Here is a 26,019-nt window from a genome sequence, read left to right as displayed (position 1 = left end):
GTCGCCGGCGCGCTCAGAGGAACTCGCAGAAGTAGCCGGTGGGCTGCGTCGCCCTGACGTCGAAGCCGCTCTTGCCTGCCACCTCGAACGACGTCCCTGCCGGATAGGCGCGCCACTCCGTGGAGCCGTCGATGCGGATCGCGAGCTCGCCGGCGACGACCGTCATCCGCTCCGGCGCGTCGGTCGAGAAGTGGAACTCGCCGGTGTCGATGACACCCATCGTCTGCCGGCGCCCGTGGCGCTCGAAGCCGACGCTCTGGACGTTGCCGTTGAAGTAGCTGTTGTGCTTGAGCATGGCGCCGTCCTACCGCGTCCCGCCGCGAGAGACCAGCGCGCTCGCGTCGCCGTGCACGCCTTTATCCGGCGCCCCGGGCGGGGCTCCGCTCGGCTCGGTGGCGGGGATGGCCGCGTCGTCCTCCTCCTGCGAGGCCTGCTCCGGCTTGCTGTTCGCGTAGCGCTTGCCCGCGCGGATCGAGGCCCGGAGAACGGGTCCGCGGATGATCTCGATATCGCGCGCCGGAGCGCGGGAGAGCTCGAGGTTGGAGAGCACGAGCGCCACGATCTTGAACCACTGGCTGCGCGCGGCCTGGATCGTGGTCTTGCTGGCGGGGGCCGTCGTCTCGGCGGCCTCGAGCTCCGCGCGGGCGCGCTCGAGCGTCTGGAGCTCCCGGCCCTTGGCGAGCCAGCGCTTCACGACATCGAGCAGCGACGCCTTGCCGTGGGCGGGGATGGACCTGAGGAAGTTGCCGACGGCCGGCTCGTCCTCGAGGAGGCGGGCGATGCGCGTGGTGTTGCCCGCCTCGGCGAGCGTCGAGGCGTTGACGATGGACAGGCCGCCCGGGAAGAGCTGCTTCTGGACGTCGTCGCACTGCGCGGCGCGGGCGGCGTCCGAGGGCGCTTCGGCGAGGCAGAGCTCGCGGTGCGCGTCGATACCGTAGGATACGGCCCGCGCGAAGTGGTCGTGGCGCCTGTCGACCTCGCTGGTCTCGTCGAAGATGGCGCGCAGCTTCGGCGACATGCGGCCTCCGCCGCTGCTCGGCTGGACCGCGAGCACTGCCTCGTGGGCCTCCACGACCCGCGGGTGGAGCGCCGCGATCTCGGGGATCGCCAGGAACAGCCGGCGTTGCTCCGGGTCCTCGACCCACGGGGAAAGGAGCGCGACCATCTCGTCGATATTCAGATGCTTCAGCATGAGAGACACCTCCTGATGGGGTGATAAGGGCAATGCCTGAGGGCGCATTGCTGACGAACAGGCAAAGGAAGTCCTGCCGTGTCGTCCGTCAAGGGCGGTGCTGCGCCGGTATCGTGCGGTGTTCGCGCGGAAGCTGGGCTCTTGCACGCGGTGTTTGGCGTCCTGGTGCGGCCGGCCGGGTAGGGGGTGGGCCTGGAGCGGGAGTCTCGTGCGGGAGATCGCCTTGGAAGGCGGGCGGGTCGGTGCGGGACCGAGGTGGGGGGCCTCGGAAGGCGGCGCGGAGAGGTCGCGACGTGGCGGCGTCGCCTCGGGAGGGGGGCTGGCTGGTGCGGGACCGAGAGAGGCGGCCTCGGGAGGCGGCGCGGAGAGGTCGCGACGTGGCGGGGCCGGCTCGGGGGGCGGCGTAGTCGGTGCACGACCGAGGTGGGCAGCCTCGGAAGGCGGCGCGGAGAGGTAGCAACGTGGTGGGGCCGGCTCGGGAGGGGGCCCATCGATCTGGGATCGAAACGGATGGCCTCGAGAGGGGGGTCGAGTCGATCCAAGATCGCCTTGGATGGGGTGGGACCGGGATCAGGAGCGGCCAGGGCTCCTGGCGCTCGTGTCGTCCCCCTCTTGCGCGGACGGCTGCGGAGCATCCAGCTCGGCGTCGGCGTCGTCCTTCAAGGCGGCGTCCGCGAAGACAGGCACCAGGCGCGCCTCGACCTCGCTCAGGAAGGCGGCGAGGCCGTTGTCTCTGCCTCGCTGCCGCAAATGACCAAGATCCGGCTCGGTCCAGCACCGCGCCTCACGCTCGTGCTCGTCTCCGGTGAGGCACTCAAGAACGCGTTTCGGGCTCTTCTTCGCCGTCTTGCTCGATGCGTCGAGCTCGTGCGACCTGGCGGTGGGGTCGAATCCGAGCTCCTTCCGGAGGGCGGCGAGCGATGCCTCCTCTTGCTTGCCTTTCGGGACGAAGCCGGCGAGCACCCAGCACTCCCGCATGGGGTGGGCGATGCCGAGGAGCACCTCGAAGGGCCAGGGAGAGTCCTGCCGGGCCTGCTCCAGACCTTGCCGGCGCTCGGCCTCCTTGCCGTCGCTGTCTCGTACCAGAACGACGGCCTTCGGCTGCGGATCCCGCGCGACGAAACAACGGAGCGCGAGCACGGCCGTACGAGCGTCCTCCAGTGCCGGCTTTCCGCCGAAGTGCCCGTGCCTCCGCGGCACCCGCCGTTGATGCACCGTGCTCCACGTGACGGAGGTCGCGCCGGCATCGAGCCCACAAAAGGTTCGAACTCGCGCGAGCTGGCCCGTGAGCGCGGGGACCGCGTTCTCGAGGACCCGATCGACGAGAGCGGGCACCGTCCTTGCGTCATCCGGCCCTTCGACCACCATCCCGACGAGACGAGCAGCCACGCTCATTCGTGCGCCTGAGGCGCGGCGGCCCGCTGCGCGACCCAGTCCTCGCCGACGAAGCTCCAGAACTCGCCGGGGCGTGTCGTGTTCTTCCACCGGTCGAAATCGGGGTGATCGGCGAGCGGGGCGCACGCGGTGGAACCATCGGGCAAAAGCGCCGTGAGGAGCACGTCCTGGGCATCGAAGTGATCCAGCAGGTAGGGCGAGTGACTGGTGGCGATCACCTGGAGCTCGGGCGCCATCTCCAGGATCCTTCGGATCTGCGCGATCAGCTCCTCCTGTGCGCGCGGATGCAGCGCCTTGTCGATGTCGTCGAGGAGCAGCAGCCTGGGTTTAGGCTCCATCCACAGTGCGGTCAGCAGGCCGATGACGAGCAAGGTGCCCTCGCTCGCGAGCGGCGCCGGGACGTCCGGAGCGCCCTTGAAGTCGAGCACGAGCTGCTGGCCCCAGTCGAGGTGATACTCGGAGTGACGGAACGCTTTGTCGCCCTCGATGCCGAACTGTCGGCGCTCCTGCCTCTGCACCTTGGCGCGACGCGTGCGAATCCGAACGAGCGTCGGAATCACCCGCCGCGCGGCCTCTTGGATCGACTGGAACGCCTCGGGGGTGCGCGCTGCCGCGTCTGCTAGCACGGAAGCCAGGCCGCTGCCGTCCGTGCCGAGGCGCGGCGTCTCTTCCTCGCTGTACGATGGCGCCGCGAGCGTCTCGATGTCCAGCCGGAGCTTGCGCGCGGAGCCAAGCTCTCTCGCGAGCTCATTCATCTCGGGGAGACTATTCGCCCGCAACACGTTTTTTCTACCCAGCGCTCGTTGTGGCTTCGAACCCGGTTCGTTCGGCGTGATGATCCGCGATCCCTTTTCCGTCTCGGAGGTCTCCTCGACGGCATCACCCCAGCGCCGAGCGACCGTCCCACTCCAGCTGGCGTTGCCGTTCGCGTCGTCCTTGCACTCGACGACGATCCCGACCTCCGCGTTCACGTCATGGAAGCTACCCCTGGCCACGAGCTTCATCGGCGCCGAGGTGTCGCGGCTCTTCAGGTTCGGAGGCGCGAACACATCGTTCATGATTCCTGCAAGTGGCCATCGCGTCACCTGCGCGAGGTAGTACAGGCCGTCCAGGATGCTCGTCTTCCCGGAACCGTTCGGCCCGACGATGACCATGAAACGCCCGAGGTGAGCGTCGACCCTGCGCAGGGATTTGAAGTTGGTGAAGGAGACCTCTTGGATCATGGTCGTCGCCGTCTGCCGTGTGCGTCGCCGCGCAGCCGAGATTCTTGGAGCACCGGCAGGGTATATACCCAAATGTCGGCACGGGAGACGACCAAGCGGGCTGTGTCCACTGCTCCTGCCAGCCCTTCCGCTCAGCCCGCGCCGACCGGCAGCCGCAGCGCGACCTCGAGCCCGCCGCCGTCCGCGTTCCTCGCCTCGACCTCGCCGCCGTGGATCCGCACCGCCCGCTGCGTGATGGCCAGCCCGATCCCCGTGCCGCCCGCGCCGCGCGCCCTGTGGTCGTCGACCCGGTAGAACGGCTTCCAGATGTCGCCGAGCGCGCCCTCGGGGACGCCCGGGCCGCGATCGCGGACGCGCACCTCGGCCGTCCCGCCGGAGCACTCGAGATCGACGCGGACCGCGGTGCCCGGCTCGGTGAAGCGCACCGCGTTGCGCACGACGTTCTCGATGGCGCGCCGGAGGAGCTCCTCGTTCCCGTCCAGCGAGCACGCGTCGCGCGCCCCGAGCTCGACCGAGCAACCCCGCTGCTCGGCCTCGAACGCGGCGTCCTCGACCAGCTGCTCCAGGAGCGCCGCGAGATCGACCCGCTCGGTGCGCTCCATGCCCCGGCCCGACTCCAGGCGGCTCAGCGTGAGCAGCTCGCCGATCATCCCGTTGAGCCGCTCCGTCTCCCGCTCGATCCGGTCGAACGCAGGCTCCACGTCCGGCGGCGAGCGCCGGCGGACGAGCTCGAGCGCGATGTTGAGCCGCGCGAGCGGCGACCGGAGCTCGTGAGAGACGTCGCGCAGGAGCCGGCGCTGCGTCTCCAGGAGCTCGTCGATGCGCTCGGCCATCCGGTCCATGTCGCGCCCGAGCGCCAGCGTCTCGCCGTCCGCGCCCGCGAGCTTCTGCGCGACGCGCACCGAGAGATCGCCCGCGGCCATCCGCTGGGTGGCGCCGCGCAGGATGCGGATCGGACGGGACAGGTACCGCGCGAGGAGCACCGCGACGAGCCCGGTGACGGCGACGATCGCGAGGAGCCGCTGGGGCAACGTCTCCGGCACGATGAAGAACATCCACGGCGACCGGACCGGACCGGCCGCGACCGCGGCGAGGGCAGGGTCGCGGCGCAGGACGACCGCGACGAGCTCCCGCTCCTCGCCGACCTCGATGGCGATGCCGTCGGCCGAGCGCCTCGCCCTGTCCTCGGCGAGCGGCGCGCCCTCGACGGGCTCGCCCATCACGAGCGCGCCGGCCCGGTAGACCGCGACGCGCTGATCCCGCGGATCGAGCGGCGCGAGGCGCTGCTCGCAGCCGGGGAGCCCTTCCCGCGCGCAGGCGAGCGCGCCCTCCGCCCGGAGCTCGACGCTGCGCGTGTTCAGGCGGCGGCGCAGCCCGCTCGGCTCGGCGGAGAACGCCCAGCCGTGGATCACCGCGAGCAGACCGACGAGCAGCGCCATGGCGAGCCACAGCGAGACGAGGAGGCGCAAAAAGAGGCTCTTCACGGCCGCCCTCCGGGGAGGAAGCGCTTCACGCGCGCTCCCGCGCGAGGATGTAGCCAGCGTTGCGGACCGTCTTGATGCGCTCGCCGCCGCCCGGCCCGGGCCCGAGCTTGCGGCGGAGGTTCGAGACGTGCATGTCGATGCCGCGGTCGTACGCCGCGAGCCGGCGTCCGAGGACGCGCCGCGCGAGATCCTCGCGCGAGACCACCGTCCCCGCCTGCCGCGCCAGGACCTCGAGCAGGTCGAATTCGGCCGTGGTGAGCCGGACCTCCTCGCCGCGGACACGGACGCGCCGCGCGGCGGGGAGCACCTCGAGATCGTCGACCGTCAGCGCGCCCTGCGCCTCGGCGGCGGAAGGACTGGCCGCCGCGCCCGGCCCAGCCGCCGCGCCAGCGTGAGAGGCGCGCCGGTGGAGCGCCCGCACGCGGGCGACCAGCTCGCGCGGGTTGAACGGCTTCGGCAGGTAGTCGTCGGCGCCCATCTCGAGGCCGACGATGCGGTCGACGTCCTCGCCCCGCGCGGTGAGCATCAGGACAGGGACCCGCGAGCTCTGCCGCAGCCGCGTGAGGACCTCGAACCCGTTGAGCCCAGGCAGCATCACGTCGAGCACCACCAGCGTGAACGGCCTCTCCTTCTCCTCCTGCGCGCGCGCGAGGCCGGAGATCGCGTCGCGCGCGCTCTCCACGGCGTAACCCTCCTGACCGAGCAGCTCGGCCAGGAGCTCGCAGAGCTCGGCGTCGTCGTCGATGACCAGGATCTGGGGCGGATCCGCCATGTCGCGACTGTAGCGCGGCTGTCGCACCGCCGTGTAAGGCCTGGTCAAGAGGCGTCTTGACGAATCTTTACACGACCAGGACACCTCTTGAGACACTGCCCTTTAGCTTGCGGTGCATGACGTTCACTCGCTCGATTCGCTTGCCGTGGCTGGCGTCTCTCGCCCTCGCCGCCACGTGCTCGCTGAGCGTCGCGGCGCGCGCCGAGACGCTCACCGCCGAGGAGGCGGTCCGCCGCGCGGCCTCCCAGAACCCGTCCCTCCGCGCGGCGCTGCTCGAGGCCACCGCGGCGCGGCAGGCCGTCGCCGCCGAGGAGGGCGCCCGCAGGCCCACGCTCTCGGCCTCGGTGACCGGACAGTACCAGGAGAGCTATGGCAGGGTCGCCGACGCCAACGGAGGCGCGCCGGGCAATGGAGCCGGCGCGCTCCAGCGCTCTGGCGGCACGTCCGTCGCGTCGAACGCGGCGCTGCGGTACACGACCGACGTCGGGACGAGCCTCGAGGTGGGCGCGTCGGCGCGCTCGCCCGCGGACGGGACCCCGGGGCCGAACTACGGCGCTCAGGCCTACGTCTCGGCGCGGCAGCCGCTGCTGCGGGGGGCCGGGACCGACGCGGTCCTCGCGCCCTACGCGCAGGCGCAGGCGTCGGCCGTCGCCGCGGAGCAGGAGCGCGAGCTCGCCGCGAGCCAGACCGCGCTCGACGTGCTCGGGGCGTACTGGGAGCTCTGGTACGCGGAGCAGGCGATCCTCGTGCAGGAGCAGGCGCTCGCGGCCGCAGAGCGGCTGCTCGCCGACGCGAAGGCGCGCGCCGAGACCCTCGGCACCGGCACGAAGGTGGACGTCCTGCGCTTCTCGACCTCGGCCGCGTCGATCGCGGACGCGCTGTCGCAGGCGCGGGCGACGCGCGCGGCGCGGGCGATCGCGCTCGGGCGCGCGCTCGGCATGGCCCCGGCGAGCGCGGCGTCGCTCGCCCCGACCGGCGCGCCGCCGTCCCTCGGGGCCCTGCCGTCGGCCGACGCGCTCGTGCGCGCGGCGAGCGAGCGGTCGCTGGAGCTCGCGGCCCTGCGCGCCGACCTCGACGCGCAGCGCGCGCGGGTGAGCGCGGCGGAGGACGCGGACCAGATCCGCCTCGACCTGTTCGCGACGGCCTCGATGGACGGGCAGTGGGTGCGCGACGGCCTGCCGGGGCTCTCGCTGCCGGGCGGCCGGCCCGCGTTCGGGGTGCTGGGCGGGATCGAGGTCGAGCTGCCGATCGGCGGCGGGCGGGCGTCCGCGGACGCGGCCCGCGCGCGCACGCAGCTCGCGGCCGCGGAGGCGCGGTACCAGGCGCGCGCCGAGGCCATCGCGGCCGACGTCAGCTCGCTGCGCGCGAGCCTCGAGGCCGCGGCCGAGCAGGTCGCGCTGGCCACCGAGACGGCGCGCATGGCGGGCGAGCTGGCCGAGGCCGAGCGCCAGCGGCTCTCGCTCGGGACCGCGACGTCGGCGGACGTGGTGCAGGCGGAGCAGACGCGGAGAGAGGCAGAGCTCCGCAGGCTGCGGGCGGCGGTGACGGAGCTGACGTCGCGCCTCCAGCTCGATCACGAGACGGGCGCGCTGCTCGTCCGCTTCGCGTCGGTGCTGCCCAGGAGGTCGTCATGAACAGGAACAAGAAGCGCTACCTGATGTCCGGCGTGGCCGCGGTGCTCGTGGCGAGCTTCGCGATCGGCGGGTACGCCTGGTACAAGCAGCCCGAGAAGACCCCCGCCGGCCCCACCGTCGAGATCCGCCGCGGGAGCCTGACCGAGACCGCGGCCGCGTCCGGGAAGATCGAGCCCGACGTGCAGGTCGAGGTGAAATCGCGCGCCCCGGGGCAGGTCATCGAGGTCCTCGTGAAGGAGGGCGATACGGTCGAGGCGGGGCAGCTCCTCGTGCGCCTGGACCCGACGGACGCGGAGCGCGACCTCGCCGAGGCGCGCGTGGCGCGCGACCGGGTGAAGGCCGATCTCGCTGCGGCGAACGCGTCGGTCGCGGTCGCCGAGCTCGAGCGCAAGAACAGCCAGGCGAGCCAGGAGGTCGCCGAGAAGAGCGCCGAGATGGGCCTCGGGCCGACCGACGCGGCCCGCACGGCGGCGCACTCGACGAAGGTCGCGGGCGCCAACATCACGCTGCGGCGGGCGCAGCTGAGCTCGACGCAGGCGCAGCTCAAGGCGGCCGAGCTGGCGGTGCAGGACGCCGAGACGCGGCTGAAGGAGACGCAGATCTACGCGCCGATCGCCGGGACGGTGCTCGACGTGGCCGTGGAGAAGGGGACGCTCGTCTCGTCGGCGCTCACCAACGTGAGCGGCGGCAGCGCCGTGATGACGCTCGCCGATCTGTCGAACCTGCGCATCGTCGGCGCGATCGACGAGGCGCAGATCGGGCGCGTCGCGCCGGGCCAGCGGGTCGACATCCGCGTCGACGCCTACGGGGACCGGGTGTTCCAGGGCGTTGTCGACCGCGTGAGCCCGCTCGGCAAGGAGGTGTCGAGCGTCGTGACGTTCGACGTCGAGATCGTCGTCAAGGACAAGGACGCGTCGCTGCTCCGCTCGGGGATGAGCGCGGACGTGGAGATCGTGACCGCGGAGCAGAAGGACGTGCTGCTCGTGCCGCTCCTGGCCGTGCAGTCGCAGGGCAAGCGGCGGTTCGTGCGGCTCGCGAGCGGCGAGGAGCGGCCGATCCAGACCGGGGCGACGGACGGCTCGCAGATGGTCGTGACCGCGGGGCTGAGCGAGGGCGACGACGTGCTCGCGAGCGCGCCCGCCGCGAGCGCGGCGGGACCGCAGGGCCAGGGGCAGGGGCAGCGGCAGGGCGGCGGCCAGAACCCGATGCGGGGGATGGGCATGGGGATGGGCGCCGGCCGAGGGGGGCGCTGAGATGGACGTCCCGGTCCTCGTGAGCGGGCTCTCGAAGGTGTACCACGCCGATCGCGAGGACCTCGCGGTGCGGGCGGTCGACCGGATCGGCTTCGAGGTGCGCCGGGGCGAGTCGGTGGCGATCATCGGGCCCTCCGGCTGCGGGAAGTCGAGCCTGCTGAACATCCTCGGGTGCCTGGATCGGCCGACGGAGGGCACGTACCGGCTCGGGGGGCGCAACGTGGCGGAGCTCGACGACGACGAGCTCGCGGCGCTCAGGAACCGCCACATCGGGTTCGTGTTCCAGAGCTTCAACCTGCTGCCGCGGATGACGGCGGCGGAGAACGTCGAGCTGCCGCTGCTCTACGGGGCGGTGAAGAACAGCCGCGCGCTCGCGGACGGCGCGCTCGAGCGCGTGGGGCTCGCGGCGCGCGCGCGGCACCTGCCGTCGGAGCTCTCCGGCGGGCAGCGGCAGCGCGTGGCGATCGCGCGGGCGTTCGTGACGCGGCCGTCGATCCTGCTGTGCGACGAGCCGACGGGCGCGCTCGACAGCAAGACGGGGCGCGACGTGCTGGAGCTGCTCCTGTCGCTGAACGCGGACGGGACGACGCTGATCATGGTGACCCACGACCTCGGCGTGGCGCGGTCGCTCTCGCGCGCCATCCACATGAGGGACGGGCACATCGTGGCCGACGGGCCTTCGGCCGACGTGGTGTCGGCGTTCCACGCGGGCGAGATGGAGGCGGCATGCTGATCAAGGAGACGGCGAAGAGCGCGTGGCGCTCGCTCGCCTCGAACCGCCTGCGCACGCTGCTGACGATGCTCGGCATGATCATCGGGACCGCGGCGGTCGTGGCGGTGCTCGGGATCGGGGAGGGCGCGCGCAGCAGCGTCGAGGGGCGGATCCGGTCGCTCGGCGCGAACCTGCTGATGGTGCGCCCGGGGTCCGCGTCGGCGAGCGGGGTCCGGTCGGGCACGGTGAAGACGCTTACCGAGGACGACGCCGAGGCGCTCAAGGGGCTCGACGGCGTGGCGGCGGTCGCGCCGGAGCGGAGCGGCAGCGCGCAGCTGCGGTACATGGCGAGCAACCTGAACGCGTCCGTGACGGGGATCACGCCGGCGTACCTCGAGGTCCGCTCGCTCTCGGTGGCGAGCGGCGTCTCGTTCTCCGACCTGGACGAGCAGCAGCGGGCGCGCGTGGTCGTGCTCGGGGCGAACGTGGCGCGGCAGCTCTATGCGGCCAACGTGAGCGCCTCGCCGCTCGGGACGCGGCTCCAGATCAACGGGAATGCGTTCCGGGTGGTCGGGGTGCTGGCGGAGAAGGGGTCGGGCATGGGCTCGCCGGACGACGGGGTGTTCGTGCCGCTGTCGACGCACCGGTCGGTGCTGTTCGGGCAGGATCACCTGTCGACGATCTCGCTGCAGCTGGCGAGCGAGGATCGGTCCGACATGGTGATCGCGCAGCTGGAGCAGCTGCTGCGCCTGCGCCACCGGCTGCGCGCGGATCAGCCGAGCGATTTCGAGGTGCGGTCGCAGGCCGAGATGCTGGCGACGATGGGGCAGATCACGGGCACCTTCACGATGCTGCTCGGCAGCGTGGCGGCGGTGTCGCTGATCGTGGGTGGCATCGGGATCATGAACATCATGCTGGTCTCGGTGCGGGAGCGGACGCGCGAGATCGGCGTGCGGATGGCGGTGGGGGCGCGGCGCGGGGACATCCTGCGGCAGTTCCTTGTCGAGGCGGTCGTTGTGTCGCTCGCGGGCGGCGTGGCCGGGGTTGGCCTCGGGTACGGGGCGGCGGTGCTGCTGTCGCGGTTCGGGGAGTGGGCCACCATCGTGCCGACGTACGCGGTCGGGCTGGCGCTCGGGGTGTCGATCCTCATCGGGATCACGTTCGGCGTGGGGCCGGCGAGGCGCGCGTCGAGGCTCGATCCGGTGGAGGCGCTGCGGTTCGAGTGAGCGGCAATGGGGGCGGCACGGGTTGAAGGCGCGAGTCTCGGGCGTGCGGGACGATCAACCAACATGACCAAGACATAGGATCGCCGGTCGTCGTCCCGAGGACCGAACTCGCTGGCCTGAAGGAGACTCGTTCCCGCTGCCCGCGCCCATCGCGAGGAAATGCAGACTCCGCTGGTTCTGGGCCGCTCATCGCTCCACGCACACCTGAACCCACGCCGCTGCGCGGCGGTCCGTTCTGGCCGATCACGCACCATTTGCCGGCGCAGCGCTGAGCTCGCCATTGCTTTTCAGTGCCGGCGCGCCGCCGGCTCGCTATCCTGTGGTGGGATGGATGTCCTGCTGCAGAACGACCACCTGACGGTCACCCTCGATCAGGGGATGTCGATCGTCCGCAGCACGCGCTCCGAGGTCCCCTATCCGTCTCCCGACGATTTCATCCGGGTCCACTCCGAAGCGCTCAAGGTCTACGAGTCGCTCGATCGCTGGTGCCTCGGCCACCTGCTCGACCTCCGCCGGGCTCCCATGAACAACGATCCGGCGTTCGAGGCCGCGACGATGCGCACGCGCAGCATGCTCGTCAGCGAGTTCGCGTGCGTCGCCATCGTCGTGCGGACGGCGGTCGGCGCCCTCCAGGTGAACCGGCTCCTGCGTGAGGAGAACAACGACCATGTCGTCGTGCTTCAGGACGACGACGCCGCCGTGGGAGTTCTCCTCGAGGAGCTCGGAAAGCAGGTGCGCCGGTCCAGCGCGCCGCCGCACAGCCGCCCCCGGAGCTCCCATCCCCATGCCTGGATGCGCCCCGCCAGGCAGCGCTGAGCCCGATCATCAGTCCGGCGATGTGAAGGTGGCGCTGGCGCCCGGAGCGAGGGCGCCTGTCGCGGCGCTTCTCGTGAGCGCGCTGGGCGTCTAGACTCCCAGGGTGCGCGCCGATCGCAGCACGTGCCCGCGATGCGGCCTCCTGATCAACGCGGAGGGGCGCTGTTATCCCGGGTGCCAGGGACCGCTCGCCACCGTGCGCTGCGGCGGCTGCTACCAGCTGAACCTCCCCGACGCGGAGCGCTGCGACGGGTGCGGGCACGAGCTCGGCCTGGAGCCCATCCCCGAGCCCGACGCGCTCCTCTGCTCCGATTGCGGCGTGCCCTTCTCGGCGTTCCGCGCCGCGGCCGGCCTCCTGCGCGACTGCGGCCGGTGCGGCGGCCAGCTCGTCGACCACGCGCTCTTGCTGGACCTCCTGGAGCGCCGGGAGAGCTATGGGGCGAGCGCGCCGAGGCCGCCGCGGCGGCCGGAGCACGTCGACGTCCGCGTGCGCTACGTCCGGTGCCCGGCGTGCGGCCAGCGGATGAACCGCAAGAACTTCGCCGGCAAGAGCGGCATCATCGTCGACATCTGCAGGGAACACGGCACCTGGTTCGACCGGGGCGAGCTCCCGCAGCTCCTCGCCTTCGCCGCGTCGGGCGGCACCGCGAGGGCGCGGCAGCAGCAGATTGAAGAAGAGGCGCGGTCGCGCCGGGAGGCCGAGATCGCCAGGGAGGCGGCGCGTCGGGCGAGCGCCGTCGTGGCTGCCTCGTCCTGGGAATCCCGCTGGGAAGGCCGGCGGGCCGCCGTGCAGGAGCTGCTCGATCTCTTGTGGCAGATCACCCGCTGAGCGTCCGCGCGCGCCGGCCGCGCCGGTGAAGAGACGTTAAGGGGCGTGCAGGACGGACGGGGGCGTCGTATGACGTGCCGCCACGACATGACGTCCCTCGACCAGCGCCTGTCGGCTCTCGATCTGTCCGTCCTGCCGACCTGGGTCTACGACCACGGCCGGTACCGGTTCGCATGGGGCAACGCGAAGGCCGTCGAGTTCTGGCGCGCGGCGGATCGCGCCGAGCTGCTCTCCCGCGACCTCTCGGACCTGTCGCCGGCCGTCCGCGCGCGGCTCGACGGCTACCTCCGCGTCCTCGCGGAAGGGGGGACGGTGCTGGAGGACTGGACGCTCTACCCGCGCGGGACGCCCGCGACCGTGACGCTCCACGGGCAGCCGATCGACCTCGATGACGGGCGGCTCGCGATCCTGTTCCAGGCGCTCCCCGAGGCCGCCAGCGTCGGCGCCTCGATGGTGCGCGGCGTGGAGGCGGTCCGCCACTCGTCGGTGCTGGTCAGCCTCGTCGACCGGGAGGGGAAGGTGCTCTTCCACAACCCCGCGGCCCTGCGCGCCCTCGGCGACGCGCCGACGATCGACGCGGCGTTCCCGGACGAGGGCGTGAGCGCGGCGGTCCGCGGCGCGATCGACGCCGAGGCGGCGTGGGCAGGGGAAGTGCGGGTCGTCACGACCGACGGCGAGCGGTGGCACCAGGTGGAAGCGCGCCCCACGACCGATCCCGTGACCGGCGCGCGCGCGGTGCTCGTGCAGCAGCTCGACGTCACGGCGCAGCGGCGCGCCGAGGGGCAGGTCGAGGAGCAGGGCCGGCTCATCGACCAGCTGAACCGCTCGCTCGCCCTCGTGGAGGAGCAACGGCGGCAGATCCTGAACCTCTCCGCGCCGATCCTCGACGTCGGCCGGGGCACGCTCGCGGTGCCGCTCATCGGGCGCCTCGACGCGGAGCGCGGCAGCGAGCTCGGAGAGCGGCTCCTCCCCGCGATCGTGGCGCAGCGGGCGTCCCACGTGGTCCTCGACGTCACCGGCGCGGAGGCGCTCGATCCGGACGGCGCCGCGGCCCTGGAGCGGCTGGCGCACGCGATCCAGCTGCTCGGCTCCAGGCCGATCCTCACCGGCGTCCGCCCGGAGGTCGCGCGCGCGCTCGTCGACGTCGACCTCGGCGAGGAGCTGCTCGTCCTGCGCAGCCTCGGCCGCGGCCTGGAGGTCAGCCGGAGGCGCGCGCGTGGAGGCCCGCGGCGCCGGGCGTAGGCGCCGGCGCGCGCGGCGCCACCCGGAGCGGCGTCCCCGCGGCGCCTGCGACCGCCGCAGCGCTTTTCGAGCTGCCAGGCCGGACGGCCTCTGCCATAAGAGGCCGCCATGACGCTTGAAATTCGTGGAAAGTGGGCGCTGGTCACCGGCGCGAGCCGGGGTATCGGAAAGCGGATCGCGCGCGGCCTCGCGGACCTCGGCTGCAACGTCGTCCTGCACAGCCGCGACGCGGCGCACACGCGCGAGCTCGAAGGGGAGCTCGCCGGCAAGGGGATCCGGGTGAGCGCGGTCTCGGGCGAGCTGTCGGATCAGGCGGCGGTCGACCGCATGCTGGACGACGCCATCGCGGCGTCGGGCGGGATCGACCTCCTGTTCAACAACGCCGCCATCATGACGCCGTTCCGCGCCTCGCACCTGCAGACGCCGGCGGACGATTACCGGCTCAGCTTCGAGGTGAACGTCATCAGCCCGATACGGATCACGTACCGGCTGCTGCCGACGATGCTGGAGCGGCGGTTCGGGCGAATCGTGCAGGTGACCTCCGGGATCCAGGATCAGCCCGAGCTGATGGCCTACGCGGCGTCGAAGGCCGCGCTCGACAAGTTCGTGCGCGACATGGCGCCTTCGCTCCGTGGCACGGGCGTGCTGATGAACCTCCTCGACCCGGGGTGGCTGCGGACCGATCTCGGCGGGCCGAATGCGCCGAACGACGTCGAGTCGGTGCTGCCTGGGGCGCTCGTCCCGGCGCTGGTCGACGGCGAGGTCCACGGGGTGCTCTTCCGCGCGCAGGACTACGCGCGTCCCGCCGCGCGCTGACACGCGCGGGGCGTGCTTCTGACGTCCGCGCGCCCCGCGTGAATCGCGTGAATCGCGTGAATCGCGCGCCCCGCGTGAATCGCGCCGGCTCGACAAGTTGTGCCGCGCTGCCGGTGCGCGTCTTGCTAGCGTCGTGGGAGATGAACGAGAGCTCGGGACCTGGGGCGGACACGAGACCTCGCGCGAGCTGCGGCGCGGGGGAGGATCCCACGGCGCTCGCGACGGAGGCCGTCGCGCGTGCAGCGCGATGGGGGCGCTGGGGGGCGCTCTTGCCGGTGCTGGCCTGCGCGTGCTCGCTGGAGGGGTTGTCCGCCGCGTGGGACGCCTCGTCGGCGCCCACGGGAGGGGGGAGCAGCTTGTTCAGGATCAGGATCGAGGCCGAGGACTGCGAGCTCTCCGGCCGCTTCGAGCGCGTGGACGACCCGCTGGCGAGCGCCGGGACGTACGTGGCGGTCCCCGAGGAGGCGAATTGCGAGAGCGACCGGGTCGACTGCTCGTTCGAGGTCGGCGAGGCCGGCACGTACCAGATCAGGGCCAGGGTCGCCACGGGGCCCGACGAGAGCACGGACAACTCGTTCCTGGTCCGCATGGACCATCAGCCGGAGCTCGGAACCAGGTACGATTTCAACGGGACCGAGTTCCACGAGGATTACGTTCACGACTCGGAGGACGAGACAGGGCTGCTGCTCAAGTTCCCGCTCGATCCCGGGATGCACATCGTCTCGTTCGGGTGCCGCGAGGACGCGGCCAGGCTCGACTGGGTCGAGCTCGTTCGAATCGGCCCCTGATCCCCGGGAGGAGCCGCGGAGCCGAGCACGGGACCACGCAGCGGCGCTCGATATCGCGGGCCTCGTACAGCGCCGGGGCTGATGACGCGGTGTTGCACGTGTCCACCGTGTCAACCCGTGGTTGACAGCCTCGGTCGCGGCGCCTGCCCGGGAGCTCCGGGGGAGAGGCGCGGCGCGGCAGAGATCCCTGCGGGAAATGCGGTGGAACCGTGCGATCCAGACAGGGCTGGTTCGTCCTGAGCTGATGGCATGTGCGTTGCTGTGAAGCTCCAGCGAACGGCTTGTGTGCTGTCCGGCGCCTCCGCCCGCGTCGCGCGAGCTGCTTGGCCTTGGCTCATCACGGAAAGGTGACTTGCTCATGAAGTGCGAATCTCGAGTCGCTTGGGCTGCGCTGATCGCGCTCGGCATCCTCGGCGTTTCGGTGGTCGGATGCGGCTCGGAGACGTCAGAGCCGGAAGACGATGCGGGGCAGCCGACGAGCAGCGGGAGCGCAGGCTCCACGGCGAGCGTCGGCGCCGCCGGGACCGGTGGGACCGGCGCGGGCAGCGGCGCGGGCAGCTCCAGCGGCGGGACCGGGGGCTCCGGCAGCGGCGAGGGTGGCGCTGGCAGCGGTGAGGGTGGCTCGGACGAAGGCACCGGCGGCTCCAGCAGCGGCGCGGGCGGCTCGGACGAAGGCACCGGCGGCTCCAGCAGCGGCGCGGGCGGCTCAGGCAGCGGCGCCGGCGGCGGCGACACCGGCGCGGTCGACTTCAGGCTCTACGGCTATGCCACGACCGGCGACGGCACCACCGGCGGCAAGGGCGGAGAGGTCGTCTCCGTGAGCTCGCTCGACGCCCTGAGGAGGGAGGCCGCGAGGGACGGCGCCGTGATCATCCAGATCACCGGCAAGATCAGCGGCAGCGGCGACGACGTGGACGTCACCTCTGACAAGACCCTCGTGGGGGTCGGGTCGAGCGGAGAGCTGGAGGGGATCGGGCTCAATCTGAGGAGGGCCTCCAACATCATCGTCCGCAACCTGAAGATCCACCACGTGCTGGCCGGCAGCGGCAACGGCGACGGCATCCACATGGACGAGAGCCACAACGTCTGGATCGACCACTGCGAGCTCTGGGCCGAGTCTCCCGCCGTGAACTCCGACAAGGACAAGTACGATGGCCTCATCGACGCGACCCACGAGTCCTCGAACATCACGATCTCGTGGAGCTACCTGCACGACCACTGGAAGGGCATGCTGGTCGGCTCGTCGGACAAGGACAACAGCGACCGCCGCATCACCTTCCATCACAACCGCTTTCGCAACGTGAACTCCCGCGTCCCGAGCTATCGCGGCGGTAACGGGCACGTCTTCAACAACTACTTCGAGGACGTCCCCACGTCGGGGGTGAACTCGCGGGTCGGCGCCTGCCTGAGGGTGGAGGGCAATCACTTCTACAAGGTGCAGAACCCCATCACCACCCTGGACAGCCCGGCCGGCGGTACGCACCGCATCGACAACGTGTTCGAGCAGACCACGGGGACGCAGGAGTCGGGTGACGACTGCTCCTGGACCGCGCCGTACGAGTACCCGCTCGACCGCGCGGCCGCCGTCAAGGCGCTCGTCCTGGAGCACGCGGGCGTCGGCAAGACGGACCCGCTGGCGAACCTGCCCTGAGCGCCGCCGCCGGCGCGCCCCTCGTCCCGGCGGCTCCACGTGGGAGCGCGCCCGAGCTCGCGTCCGCCGGCTGAGCCGTTCCCGGCCCGTCGGGGTACATAGTGAGCATGAACCCCGAGCCGCCCCTCCGCGCCTGGGTGCGACCGCCCCTCACCCAGGGGAGCGTGGCGCGTCAGTGGCAGCGCATCGAGGAGCGGCTCGAGGCCCGGGGCGCTCGCCATGGCCGCCGGTGGCTCTGGGCCGGCTCCCTCGCCGGAGCGCTCGCCCTGGGGGCGGCCGCGCTGTGGGTAGGGGCGCGCGGCGGCTCGTCCAGCGCGCCGCCGGCCGCGGTCGCGGCGATGGGCTCGGTGCTGTCCCTGTCGGACGGCTCGACGATCTCGCTCGACCAGGGCGCGGAGCTCGAGGTGCAGCGCGACGAGCCTCGCCACGTCGCGACCGCGCTGCGCTCGGGCGCGGCCCGCTTCGAGGTCGTCCCCGACGCCGCGCGGTCGTTCACCGTCGTGGCGCGCGGCGTGGAGGTCCGCGTCGTCGGCACCGAGTTCCGCGTGGCCGTCGACGGAGCGACGGAGGAGGTCACCGTCTCGGTGACAAAGGGGATCGTCGAGGTCCGTCACCCCGCGCGGCCCGACGACGTGAAGCGGCTGCACGCGGGCGAATCGTGGTCGACGAGGCCCGAGCCCGCGAAGGCGGAGCCGCCCGCGGACGCGGTGCCCACCCAGCCCCCGCCCGCCCAGCCGCTCGCCACGGGCGCCCCTGCCGCGCCAGCGCAGGGGAGCGCAGCGGCCGCGCCCTCCGCGCCGAGCGCCGACGCCGCGCAGAGGCTCTTCGAGGCGGCCAACCAGGCGCGGCGGGCAGGGGATCTCGCGCGCGCCGCGACGCTGTACCGGCAGCTCGTTGCGAGGCACCCCGGCGACGCGCGCGCGCAGATCGCGGCGCTCGAGCTCGGCCGCATCGAGATGGAGCGAGGCCAGGGCACGAACGCCGAGGACGCGCTCAAGACCGCCGCCTCGTCGGCGGCAGGCTCGTCGGTCCACGAAGATGCGCTCGCCCGCCTCGTCCGGCTCTACGATGGCCAGGGGAAACGAGCCGCGTGCGAAGAGGCCCGACGTCGCTACCTCACGACCTACCCGAGCGGCGTCCACGTCGCCGCCGTGAAGGCCGCCTGCGCGCCGCGGTGACGGCGGCGGGGCGCGGGCTCGTGCTCCCGGCCCTCCTCGCCGCCACCGCCGGGGTCGCGCGCGCCGAAGGAGACGCCTGCGGCGGCGATGCGCCGCCCATCGCCGTGCTCGTCGAGGGCGCGACGCCGGAGCTCGAGCGCGCGATCTTCGTTGACCTGGCAGCCGAGCTCGCCCGCACCGACCTCTGCGCGCGGCTCGAGGCGGGCGCCTCGCCCGACGCGCGCGGCGCGGGGCGCGAGCGGGCGATCGCGCGCGTGACCATCCGCATCTCGCCGGAAGGCGTCGCCGCGGTCCACATCGACGACGCCATCACCCAGAAGCGCCTCGAGCGCACGGTGGACGTGGCCGGGCTGAAGGACGACGGCCGCGCGCTCGCGCTCGCGATCGCCGCCGACGAGCTCCTCCGGGCGAGCTGGGTCGAGCCCACGCTGAGGCGACGGGCCGCGATGGCGAGCGCCGCGCCGGCGCCGGCGCGGGCGCCCGCGGGTGGGGTCCGCGAGGCGCCGGGCGCGGGCGGCGGAGCGGATCGGCGCGCGACCGAGATCGGCGTGCGCGCGACCGTGGCCGCGTACGGCGGCGGCCAGGTGCAGCTCGGGGGCGCGCTCCTCCTCCGGCGGGACGTGCTGCCCTGGCTTGCTGGCTCGGTGTTCGTGTACGCGCGCGAGGCGCTGCCCGCGTCCGCCGCGCTCGGGACGGTGCTCGGGCACGCCGCGGGCGGCGGCGCCTCGCTGTCGGCGTACGTCGCGCGGACGGGGCGCGCCCGGCTCGGCTTCGAGGCGGCCGTCGAGGCGGGCTACGTGCTCTTCGAGGGGCGCGCCGAGGAGGGCGCGTCGGCGTCGCGCTTCGGGGGGCCGACCGCGTTCGCCGCGCTCGGTGTGACCGCGGACGTCGACGTGCGGCCCGTGCGCTTCGGCGCGAGCGTCGGCGCGCTCGCGCCCTTCATGATGGTGGAGGCGCTCGCGGGCGACGCGGTCGTCACGAGCATGGGCGGCCCAGGCGTGCTCGCCGCGCTGGGCGCGGGGGTGGTGTTCTGACACGGCGCTCGACGCGGCCGCAGGCGTGGCGCGCGATCGCCGTCGCCGTCGCCGTGGGGGCGTGCACCCAGACCGGCGTCGTCCTCGAGGCGGGGCCGGGCGGCGCCGGCGCGGGCGGAGCCGGCGCAGGTGGCGCCGGAACGGCCGGCGCGGGGGCGGGCGGAGCCGGTGAAGGTGGCGCCGGCGCGGGCGGCGCTGCCGAGGACACCGTCCTGCGCGTCGACGGCCTCGCCGCGGGCCCGTACCACACGTGCGTCATCCAGGGCGGGCGGCTCTCCTGCTGGGGGGCCAACGACGAGGGGCAGCTCGGCGTCGGCGACACGGAGGACCGGACCACCCCGGCTGCGGTCGAGGGCGACGGCTGGGCCGAGAGCGCCCTCGGCGAGCTCCACAGCTGCGCGAGGCGGCTCGACGGCAGCCTGTGGTGCTGGGGCGCGAACGGCGAGGGGCAGCTCGGGATCGGGTCCGCTGCTTCCGAGGTCACGCCGGCGTTGGTCAGCAGCGCGGCGCCGATGGCGCAGCTCGGGAGCACGTACCTGCACACGTGCGGGGTGGACGTCGACGCGGCGCTCTGGTGCTGGGGCGACAACGAGGAGGGCCAGCTCGGCCTCGACGATCCCTTCCCGGAGGATGGCGTCGACCGCGACCAGCCCACGCGCGTCGGGTCGGCGAACGACTGGACGCTCGTCGACGGCGGTCAGGGCCACAGCTGCGGTATCCGCGCGCCGGGCCACCTCTACTGCTGGGGGCGCAACTCCCGGGGCGAGCTCGGCCTCGGCGACGACGCCGAGCTGCAGCTGCGCGATCCGCGCCGCGTCGGCGACGCCGCGGACTGGATCGACGTCCGCACCGGCCAGAACGGGGCCTGCGGGCTGCGCGACGCAGGACGCGGAGGCCACGAGGGCGCGCTGTACTGCTGGGGCGAGAACTCGTTCGGCGAGGCGGGCGTCGGGCACGAGGAGATCCTCCGGGCGCCGGCGCGCGTCGGCGCGCTCGACGACTGGGTGAGCTTCTCGATCGACACCTTCCACACGTGCGGCGTGCGCGCGAACGGCGAGCTCTACTGCTGGGGCTACAACCTGGAGGGCCAGCTCGGTCTGGGCGACATGAGCGATCACACGACGCCTGTGCGCGTCGGCGACGCCTCCGACTGGGCGTCGGTCGCGGCCGGGCGGCACCACACGTGCGCGCGGAAGCGCGACGGCGCCGTCCTGTGCGCCGGGCTCAACGATCGCGGCCAGCTCGGCGCCGGAGACCTCGATCGGCGCCTCGTCTTCACGCCGGTCGCGAGCGCGCCGTGAGCGGTCGTCACGCGCCCGGCTTGCGCGGGCGCCCGGCCTGCTCCGAGAGGCGCTCTTCGGCGGCCGCGATGCGCCGCTTGACCGTCGCGAGCGACGCGCCCGTCGCCTCGGCGACCTCTTCCAGCGACATGCCCTCGACGCGCCGGAGCAGGAGCGCGACCCGCTCGGCGACCGGGAGCGCCTCGACCTGCACGTAGAGCTGCCGCACCTCGACGGCGACGTCCTGCGGGCAGTCCGCGCCGACGACGTCGTCGAACGACACCTCCCCGCGGCGCGCGAGCCCGAGCCGCTCGGCGATGCGCTGGCGCCGCAGCTGCTTGTGCGTGAGCCGCACCGCCATCGAGGCGATCCACGAGGCGAAGGCCTGGGGGTTCTCGAGCTTGTGGAGGGAGACGAACGCCGTGAAGAACACGTCCTGCACGACGTCGTCGAGGTCCGCGCGGTTCGGGATCAGGCGCCAGAGGATCCCCGAGACGTACGGCACGTGCCGCAGGAAGAGCGCCTCCTGCGCCCAGCGCTCCCCCGCGCGCGCGGCCAGGACGAGCTCCGCGTCGGAGGGGCCCGCCTTGGGCCCGGGCGGCGCGCCTGACGTCGTCGCGCTCCCGCGTGCGCTGGGCGGACTCTGGCTCACGACGGACGATATACAATAGGGGATCGTCGCCGGACGAACTGTGAGCTCAGGGGAGGGGCGAGGTGCGCTGCCTGACGCTTCCCGATCCGGAGGGGTTCCGGGAGGTCACGTCGGCTTTGGGGTGCGGCGCGCGCTAGCGGCTCGCCGATTTCGCCCCGGCGGAGCGCTCGTCGAGCCAGAGGATGGCGGTGACGCCGCGCGGGTAATAGCGGCTGCCGACAGGCACGCCCCGCTGCATCTGGTCGGAGAAGGCCCAGTAGCCGGAGCCCTCGATCTGCCAGCGGACGTGGGCCTCGTCGTGGCGCCCGTCGTCGGAGAGGTCGGCCTTCAGGATCGCGCGGGCGATGTGCTGGCAGAGCGCGATCTTGCTCATCCAGGAGTTGTCGCTGCTGCTCGAGAGCTTCCAGCCGCCCTCGGGGAACAGGCACAGACCGGGCTTGAGGATGGCCTGGAAATGCCGGTGGAGGGTCCGGACGAGCTCGCCGTGCTCGCCCTCCGCGGCGTTGTCGTCGAGCAGGCCCATGGCGTGGGGATAGAGGAGCCCCTCGATCGCGGGGATGATCGCGCTCGTCGAGCTCCCGTCGAGCAGGGCGGGGATGTAGCCCGACGGCTCGTGGAAGGCCGACACGATGGCGCGCGCCGACCGCTGGCTCGCTGCCCTGGACTCCGCGGCCTGGGCGGCGTTCCCGCAGCGATCGAGAAGGTGGGCGAGGATCACGTACGACGCCCACGTCTTGCCGGCCAGGTAGAGGTTGCCGCGCGCGCGACCGAGCGAGTGGTCGAGCGAGTCGTAGGTCGTGATCTCGGCGCCCGTCCCGCAGCGATTGCTGTCGAGCGACATCACGCCGGTCCGCGCGCCGGGCTCCGGGGCGTCCCGGTGGAGGAGGCTCGTGAGGAGCTCGGCGAAGAGGCCCCGGTGGCGCTCGAGGAAGCCCTCGTCGCCCGCGCGCGCGATGTAGACGCCGGCGCAGCAGATCCAGTTCGTGAGCTGCTCGTGCGTCATGTGGCTGAAGCAGGCGGCGTCGAGGTTCGGGCGCTCGTAGCTGGAGTCGCCGGCGGGCGAGAAGTGGTTGCTGACGCCCATGTCGTGGGTGAACGACACGCCGCCCGGGAGGAGCTCGGAGGGCGCGCCGGGGCGCTTCACCTCGTCGCGGAAGCTGTAGCGATCGACGTAGAGGTCGAGGACGTCGCGCACGACCCAGGGGGCGTAGCGCAGCTCGAAGAAGAGGTGATCGATCGTGAGATCGAAGGTGTTCATCATCTCGTACTCGCCCTCGTTCACGACCCACAGCGGCGCGGGGGGCGAGGCGTCGTCGAGCGCCGTGTCGAGCCACTCGGTGGACCCGAAATAGCCGTGGGTCGCCTGGGCGAGCAGCCATTTCTGGGCGGGGCTCAGCGGCGAGCTCGCGAGCTCCTCGTCCCGCTGCGCCGCCTCGCGGACGAGCGCCTCGCGGTGGTCGAGCGCGTAGGAGAGGACGTCCTCGAGCTTCCGGAAGTAGCGGGTGTACGCGTAGCGCGCCTCGATGCCGGTCGTGATGGTCCCGGCCTCGTGGAACCCCAGCGCGATCCAGACCTCGCGCCGGGCGCCCGGCGGGACGTCGATGAGCAGGCCGCCGGTCTTGCCGAGGCGGAACAGCCGATCAGCGCTGCCCTCGAGCGCGTTCTCGGGCGAGAAGGCCTGGAAGGCGCGGACGCCCGGCTCCGGGCGGCAGGCGAAGCCCCAGCGCCGGGCGTGGGCGACGCCGATTACAGGAGCCGCCTTGCGAAGCGCTCCTGCGGCCTTTCGTGCGACGCTGGCAAAAGGCGCGTCGCAGGGCGGAGCTGCCGGCGCGGGAGCCGAGTGTGGCGAGCGCCGACGATGTAGTCCGTTCAGCGCCGGAGGTCGCCTCGAAGGTGTCTCGTGGCGTCCGGTGATTCCGTCGTCTCCTGATGTATAAGGGCCTATCGGGCCCCGCCGAATTGGGCGATGCGCCGCTCGGGGAGCTCGGCTCTCTCGAACGGCCCGGAACCTGGGGGAAGATCTCGTCATGTTGACCTTCGCGGCGCTTTGTGCTCAGAGCCGGGCGATTTCACGGATGGCGTTCGATCGGAAGTACCCGCACGCCTGGCTGCTCCGGGAGCTCGGCCCCGATGACCAACCTCCTCCGTCGTTCAAGACCCTCGTCGCCGGGACCGCGCCTGGCATGAGCGGCCAGCCGACCTTGTCCCGTCACCGGATCTCGTCGGGGATGATCGCCACGTCGCACGGCTGCGAGCTCCTGCCGGTGGCGAAGCGCCCCGAGAGCCCCTGGCAGGATCGCATCCTCATCGGGCGGGCGCTGAACAGCGATATCGTGCTCCGCGACGCGTCCGTCTCCAAGGTCCACGCCCACATCTCGGTGCTGGTCGCGGACACCCCGATGCTCCACGCGAGAAAGAGCACCAACGGGACCTTCCTGAACGACCGGCTCCTGGCGCCGTCCGGGGACGGCGTGCCCCTCCGCAGCGGCGACATGCTCCAGTTCGGCAACGTCCTCTGCGAGTTCATCGTGAACGCCGATCTCTACCGGCTCGTCGCTCGCTGAGGGCGGGGCCTCCCCGCTGCTGCGCTCGCCCGTCGGATCGCCCGAGCCCTGATGACCGATTCGCCGGCGCCGCCGCCGGGATCAGCTCCGCTCCGGGTGGGGCGCGCGGAAGAGCACCTCCACCGGGCCCGCGTGCGTCTCCACGACGTAGCTCGCCTCCACCGGGGCGCCGCCGCGGAACGCCCTCGTGACCTCCTTGCGCCGCTTCATCAGCTCGACCAGGCCGAGCGCGAGCGCCTCGGAGGCCGTGAGCTCCTTCGGCGTCGGCTTGCGGCCGATGAGGTCCTCGTCGACCATCGCGAGCGTGGGGTAGGCGTCCGGGTCGGCCAGCTCCCAGCGCTGCTCGGCGACCTCGGCGCGCAGCGCGGGGTGCAGGTCGCTCGCGCGATCGAAGCTCAGCGAGAAGAAGCTCGCCGGCAGCGACGCGGGCGGCGCGTCCGGGAGCTTGGCGGTCTCGGCCAGGTAGAGCTCGAACCCGCGCGCGCTCTCGAACAGGAGGACGCCGTGGCTCTGGCCAGCCTGCCCGACGACGCACAGCGCGAGATCGCGCGCGCCGAGCGACGGGATCGACAGCGCCATGATGTCGGCGTCGCTGGGCACCGCCTTCCAGGGCGTCACGCGGTAGAGCGCGGCCGCCGCGCGGAAGAACGAGGCCATCGCCGGCGCCTCGATGCCGCCCCCGAGGAAGCTCGGCGTCAGGCGGCCGTCCCGCGAGCCGAGGTGGGCCTCCAGGTCCTCGGCCACGACGTCGATCTCCGGCGTGGGCGCGACGCGGACCTCGACCTCCGGGCCGAGCCGCGCCCGCAGGGCCTCCGCGAGCGCCGGCGAGGCCACGCGCACGCGCTCGGGCAGGCGCGGCTTGCCCTCCAGGGGACCTCTGGCGGCGGCCTCGAAGCTGTCGACCGCGCCCGTCACGACGTCGCCGGGGCGCAGGGCGGCGCAGCTCAGGACGAAGCCGCGCTCGGTCATCCAGACGACCGCCTCGGGGCGGTACGCGTCGTCGCCCTCGTGCACGAACGCGCGCAGGGAGAAGAAGCCGCCGATCCACTCCTCGTCCCTGCGAGGCAGCGAGCGCGCGCTCTTCTTGGACCGCTTCTTCTTGGGGGCTGGCACGGAGGACATCAGGGCACCTGTTCGCGAGGGCGCTCCAGCCGGTACGCTCGACGACCTGGGAGCGAGGGGCGAGACCGGAACCGAGAGGAACTGAGAGGAACCGCGAGGAACCAGAGGAACCGCGAGGAACGAGAGGAACCACGAGGAACCGAGAGCGGAACGCTAGCGCAAAGGCCGCGTGCGTCGAAGCGCGAACACGGCGCAAAGGACGCAACGGGCGCAACGGGCGTGAAGCAAGGGGCGCGCAAGGGGCGCGGCGTGGCGGCTGGCGCGGGGGTCTTTCGTCTGGCGCTCGTCGCGGTGCCCTGTTATCGGTCATCGTGGTCCAGCGCGGGGACCTGAAGCAGGTGTCGCTCGCCGACCTTCCAGGGGACTCGATGCCTGAAGCGATCAGCGGAGGCTCCCGGCGCTCCGCAAAGGGTGTGGGGCGCGCGGGGCGAAGGGGGCTCGGTCGGCCCGCGCTCGGGCTCCTCGTGACGCTGGCCGCCTGGGCGCAGGCGGGCGTGGCCCGAGCCGAGCAGACCGCCGCAGAGGTGTCCGATGAGGTGAAGGCGCTCCCGGTGGCGCTCGACGGCGTGGCCGCGAAAGGGGCCGGCGCGGCCCGCCCTGTCGAGCCGGGGAAGCACAAGGTCATCGCAACTGCGCCCGCGAGGTACGCCCTCGCGCGCGACGTCGAGGCGACGCGGACGGGAGAGGCCGTCGAGGTCCCCGTGAGGGCGCTCGCGCCCAGCGCGGCAGCGCAGGATCCCGCGCCTTCCACCGGCGACTTCGAGCCGCGCAGGCCGACGCCTTACGGCGCAAGGCCGGATCCGATCCACCGGAACCTGATGTGGGTGACGGGCGGGCTCACGCTGGCGGGCATCGCGCTCGGAAGCACCTTCGGTGGCCTGGCGATCTCCACGTGGGACAAGGTCGACGACGCGGCGAAGACGGCGTGCGCGAATCCGAGGCGTTACCGGGACTGCGCGCAGCCGGTGCCCGATCTGGCCAGCAAGGCGATGTCGTATGCGACCGTGTCCGATTTCTCCTTCATCGCCGCGAGCGTGGCGCTCGCCGGCACGGCCGTCCTCTGGCTGACGCTGCCCTCGGACGGGCCGCGCGCGACCGCCCGCGTCCAGCTCGCTCCGGGCGTCGTCGGTGGCTCCGTCGTCGGGGCGTTCTGATG

24 protein-coding genes are annotated in these 26,019 nt (G+C 72.7%); 15 read left to right on the top strand and 9 right to left on the bottom strand.

Translation table 11 applies throughout. The features are described from left to right. Positions 1 to 13: 13 nt before the first annotated feature. From WMF12_RS25425 to WMF12_RS25400, 6 genes are all read right to left on the bottom strand, one after another. Complete coding sequence (locus WMF12_RS25425; protein WP_437849720.1) at positions 14 to 295, bottom strand: pyrimidine/purine nucleoside phosphorylase; 282 nt, start codon at positions 293 to 295, stop codon at positions 14 to 16. A 9-nt stretch (positions 296 to 304) separates the two neighbouring features. Then, on the bottom strand, positions 305 to 1,192 hold the full coding sequence (locus WMF12_RS25420) for a hypothetical protein (protein ID WP_437849718.1): 888 nt from the start codon (positions 1,190 to 1,192) through the stop codon (positions 305 to 307). 570 nt (positions 1,193 to 1,762) lie between these two features. Next, positions 1,763 to 2,581 carry a hypothetical protein gene (locus WMF12_RS25415; protein ID WP_437849716.1) on the bottom strand — a complete coding sequence of 273 codons (819 nt, stop codon included), beginning with the start codon at positions 2,579 to 2,581 and terminating at the stop codon, positions 1,763 to 1,765. 2 nt (positions 2,582 to 2,583) lie between these two features. Further along, positions 2,584 to 3,810, bottom strand: a complete 1,227-nt coding sequence (locus WMF12_RS25410) for an AAA family ATPase (RefSeq protein WP_437849714.1) — start codon at positions 3,808 to 3,810, stop codon at positions 2,584 to 2,586. Between the two features lie 131 nt (positions 3,811 to 3,941). After that, on the bottom strand, positions 3,942 to 5,294 hold the full coding sequence (locus tag WMF12_RS25405; RefSeq protein WP_437849712.1) for an ATP-binding protein: 1,353 nt from the start codon (positions 5,292 to 5,294) through the stop codon (positions 3,942 to 3,944). A 25-nt stretch (positions 5,295 to 5,319) separates the two neighbouring features. Continuing rightward, complete coding sequence (locus WMF12_RS25400; protein ID WP_437849710.1) at positions 5,320 to 6,066, bottom strand: response regulator transcription factor; 747 nt, start codon at positions 6,064 to 6,066, stop codon at positions 5,320 to 5,322. Between the two features lie 116 nt (positions 6,067 to 6,182). Between WMF12_RS25400 and WMF12_RS25395 the strand changes: the two genes are divergently transcribed. From WMF12_RS25395 to WMF12_RS25335, 13 genes are all read left to right on the top strand, one after another. Next, positions 6,183 to 7,700, top strand: coding sequence for a TolC family protein (locus tag WMF12_RS25395; RefSeq protein ID WP_437849708.1), 1,518 nt, complete (start codon positions 6,183 to 6,185; stop codon positions 7,698 to 7,700). Next, on the top strand, positions 7,697 to 8,953 hold the full coding sequence (locus tag WMF12_RS25390) for an efflux RND transporter periplasmic adaptor subunit (RefSeq protein ID WP_437849706.1): 1,257 nt from the start codon (positions 7,697 to 7,699) through the stop codon (positions 8,951 to 8,953). Before WMF12_RS25395 ends, WMF12_RS25390 begins: the two co-directional genes overlap by 4 nt. Position 8,954: 1 nt before the next feature. Beyond that, on the top strand, positions 8,955 to 9,686 hold the full coding sequence (locus tag WMF12_RS25385) for an ABC transporter ATP-binding protein (RefSeq protein ID WP_437849704.1): 732 nt from the start codon (positions 8,955 to 8,957) through the stop codon (positions 9,684 to 9,686). Continuing rightward, positions 9,680 to 10,891, top strand: coding sequence for an ABC transporter permease (locus tag WMF12_RS25380; RefSeq protein WP_012237454.1), 1,212 nt, complete (start codon positions 9,680 to 9,682; stop codon positions 10,889 to 10,891). Before WMF12_RS25385 ends, WMF12_RS25380 begins: the two co-directional genes overlap by 7 nt. A 327-nt stretch (positions 10,892 to 11,218) precedes the next feature. After that, positions 11,219 to 11,707 (top strand): hypothetical protein, encoded by a 489-nt coding sequence (locus WMF12_RS25375; protein WP_437849702.1) that lies wholly within the window; start codon positions 11,219 to 11,221, stop codon positions 11,705 to 11,707. A 103-nt stretch (positions 11,708 to 11,810) separates the two neighbouring features. After that, on the top strand, positions 11,811 to 12,536 hold the full coding sequence (locus WMF12_RS25370) for a zf-TFIIB domain-containing protein (protein WP_437739228.1): 726 nt from the start codon (positions 11,811 to 11,813) through the stop codon (positions 12,534 to 12,536). An 87-nt stretch (positions 12,537 to 12,623) separates the two neighbouring features. Further along, the gene (locus WMF12_RS25365) at positions 12,624 to 13,778 is read left to right on the top strand and encodes a PAS domain-containing protein (protein ID WP_437849700.1); all 1,155 of its coding nucleotides are present in this window, start codon (positions 12,624 to 12,626) and stop codon (positions 13,776 to 13,778) included. Between the two features lie 108 nt (positions 13,779 to 13,886). After that, a complete protein-coding gene (locus WMF12_RS25360; protein WP_437739226.1) occupies positions 13,887 to 14,594 on the top strand; it encodes an SDR family NAD(P)-dependent oxidoreductase in 708 nt (235 codons plus the stop codon). A gap of 140 nt (positions 14,595 to 14,734) precedes the next feature. After that, complete coding sequence (locus WMF12_RS25355; RefSeq protein ID WP_437849698.1) at positions 14,735 to 15,382, top strand: hypothetical protein; 648 nt, start codon at positions 14,735 to 14,737, stop codon at positions 15,380 to 15,382. A gap of 358 nt (positions 15,383 to 15,740) precedes the next feature. After that, positions 15,741 to 17,033 carry a pectate lyase family protein gene (locus WMF12_RS25350; protein WP_437849696.1) on the top strand — a complete coding sequence of 431 codons (1,293 nt, stop codon included), beginning with the start codon at positions 15,741 to 15,743 and terminating at the stop codon, positions 17,031 to 17,033. 107 nt (positions 17,034 to 17,140) lie between these two features. Further along, a complete protein-coding gene (locus WMF12_RS25345) occupies positions 17,141 to 18,211 on the top strand; it encodes a FecR domain-containing protein (RefSeq protein WP_437849694.1) in 1,071 nt (356 codons plus the stop codon). Further along, entirely contained in the window at positions 18,208 to 19,245 is a 1,038-nt protein-coding gene (locus WMF12_RS25340) for a hypothetical protein (RefSeq protein ID WP_437849692.1), read from the top strand. The genes WMF12_RS25345 and WMF12_RS25340 overlap by 4 nt, the downstream gene beginning before the upstream one ends. Before the next feature lie 53 nt (positions 19,246 to 19,298). Beyond that, positions 19,299 to 20,546, top strand: coding sequence for an RCC1 domain-containing protein (locus WMF12_RS25335; RefSeq protein ID WP_437849690.1), 1,248 nt, complete (start codon positions 19,299 to 19,301; stop codon positions 20,544 to 20,546). 7 nt (positions 20,547 to 20,553) lie between these two features. Here WMF12_RS25335 and WMF12_RS25330 read toward each other — a convergent pair whose 3' ends face one another. Beyond that, positions 20,554 to 21,177: an RNA polymerase sigma factor gene (locus WMF12_RS25330; RefSeq protein WP_437849689.1), complete on the bottom strand. Its 624-nt coding sequence runs from the start codon at positions 21,175 to 21,177 to the stop codon at positions 20,554 to 20,556. Positions 21,178 to 21,310: 133 nt separating this feature from the next. Continuing rightward, on the bottom strand, positions 21,311 to 23,206 hold the full coding sequence (locus WMF12_RS25325; protein WP_437849687.1) for a glycoside hydrolase family 52 protein: 1,896 nt from the start codon (positions 23,204 to 23,206) through the stop codon (positions 21,311 to 21,313). Positions 23,207 to 23,252: 46 nt separating this feature from the next. On the opposite strand from WMF12_RS25325, the gene WMF12_RS25320 reads away from it, so the two are divergent. Then, positions 23,253 to 23,741 carry an FHA domain-containing protein gene (locus tag WMF12_RS25320; protein ID WP_437849685.1) on the top strand — a complete coding sequence of 163 codons (489 nt, stop codon included), beginning with the start codon at positions 23,253 to 23,255 and terminating at the stop codon, positions 23,739 to 23,741. An 81-nt stretch (positions 23,742 to 23,822) separates the two neighbouring features. On the opposite strand, the gene WMF12_RS25315 is transcribed toward WMF12_RS25320, so the two are convergent. Next, a complete protein-coding gene (locus WMF12_RS25315; RefSeq protein ID WP_437849683.1) occupies positions 23,823 to 24,863 on the bottom strand; it encodes a hypothetical protein in 1,041 nt (346 codons plus the stop codon). A 368-nt stretch (positions 24,864 to 25,231) separates the two neighbouring features. Between WMF12_RS25315 and WMF12_RS25310 the strand changes: the two genes are divergently transcribed. Beyond that, on the top strand, positions 25,232 to 26,017 hold the full coding sequence (locus tag WMF12_RS25310) for a hypothetical protein (RefSeq protein ID WP_437849681.1): 786 nt from the start codon (positions 25,232 to 25,234) through the stop codon (positions 26,015 to 26,017). Positions 26,018 to 26,019: the final 2 nt, after the last annotated feature.

Source organism: Sorangium sp. So ce363, from assembly GCF_051520435.1.
GTDB classification, from domain to species: Bacteria; Myxococcota_A; Polyangia; order Polyangiales; family Polyangiaceae; genus Sorangium; species Sorangium cellulosum_B.
Note: the sequence above shows the minus strand (reverse complement) of the source record. Positions and strands in the feature narration are given on the sequence as shown.

What these genes read in the sequence shown, in the direction of transcription:
- WMF12_RS25425 (WP_437849720.1), bottom strand. Translation starts at nt 295, where the DNA reads ATGCTCAAGCACAACAGCTACTTCAACGGCAACGTCCAGAGCGTCGGC.
- WMF12_RS25420 (WP_437849718.1), bottom strand. Translation starts at nt 1,192, where the DNA reads ATGCTGAAGCATCTGAATATCGACGAGATGGTCGCGCTCCTTTCCCCG.
- WMF12_RS25410 (WP_437849714.1), bottom strand. Translation starts at nt 3,810, where the DNA reads ATGATCCAAGAGGTCTCCTTCACCAACTTCAAATCCCTGCGCAGGGTC.
- WMF12_RS25400 (WP_437849710.1), bottom strand. Translation starts at nt 6,066, where the DNA reads ATGGCGGATCCGCCCCAGATCCTGGTCATCGACGACGACGCCGAGCTC.
- WMF12_RS25395 (WP_437849708.1), top strand. Translation starts at nt 6,183, where the DNA reads ATGACGTTCACTCGCTCGATTCGCTTGCCGTGGCTGGCGTCTCTCGCC.
- WMF12_RS25390 (WP_437849706.1), top strand. Translation starts at nt 7,697, where the DNA reads ATGAACAGGAACAAGAAGCGCTACCTGATGTCCGGCGTGGCCGCGGTG.
- WMF12_RS25385 (WP_437849704.1), top strand. Translation starts at nt 8,955, where the DNA reads ATGGACGTCCCGGTCCTCGTGAGCGGGCTCTCGAAGGTGTACCACGCC.
- WMF12_RS25380 (WP_012237454.1), top strand. Translation starts at nt 9,680, where the DNA reads ATGCTGATCAAGGAGACGGCGAAGAGCGCGTGGCGCTCGCTCGCCTCG.
- WMF12_RS25375 (WP_437849702.1), top strand. Translation starts at nt 11,219, where the DNA reads ATGGATGTCCTGCTGCAGAACGACCACCTGACGGTCACCCTCGATCAG.
- WMF12_RS25365 (WP_437849700.1), top strand. Translation starts at nt 12,624, where the DNA reads ATGACGTCCCTCGACCAGCGCCTGTCGGCTCTCGATCTGTCCGTCCTG.
- WMF12_RS25360 (WP_437739226.1), top strand. Translation starts at nt 13,887, where the DNA reads ATGACGCTTGAAATTCGTGGAAAGTGGGCGCTGGTCACCGGCGCGAGC.
- WMF12_RS25355 (WP_437849698.1), top strand. Translation starts at nt 14,735, where the DNA reads ATGAACGAGAGCTCGGGACCTGGGGCGGACACGAGACCTCGCGCGAGC.
- WMF12_RS25350 (WP_437849696.1), top strand. Translation starts at nt 15,741, where the DNA reads ATGAAGTGCGAATCTCGAGTCGCTTGGGCTGCGCTGATCGCGCTCGGC.
- WMF12_RS25345 (WP_437849694.1), top strand. Translation starts at nt 17,141, where the DNA reads ATGAACCCCGAGCCGCCCCTCCGCGCCTGGGTGCGACCGCCCCTCACC.
- WMF12_RS25325 (WP_437849687.1), bottom strand. Translation starts at nt 23,206, where the DNA reads ATGACGAGATCTTCCCCCAGGTTCCGGGCCGTTCGAGAGAGCCGAGCT.
- WMF12_RS25320 (WP_437849685.1), top strand. Translation starts at nt 23,253, where the DNA reads ATGGCGTTCGATCGGAAGTACCCGCACGCCTGGCTGCTCCGGGAGCTC.
- WMF12_RS25315 (WP_437849683.1), bottom strand. Translation starts at nt 24,863, where the DNA reads ATGTCCTCCGTGCCAGCCCCCAAGAAGAAGCGGTCCAAGAAGAGCGCG.
- WMF12_RS25310 (WP_437849681.1), top strand. Translation starts at nt 25,232, where the DNA reads ATGCCTGAAGCGATCAGCGGAGGCTCCCGGCGCTCCGCAAAGGGTGTG.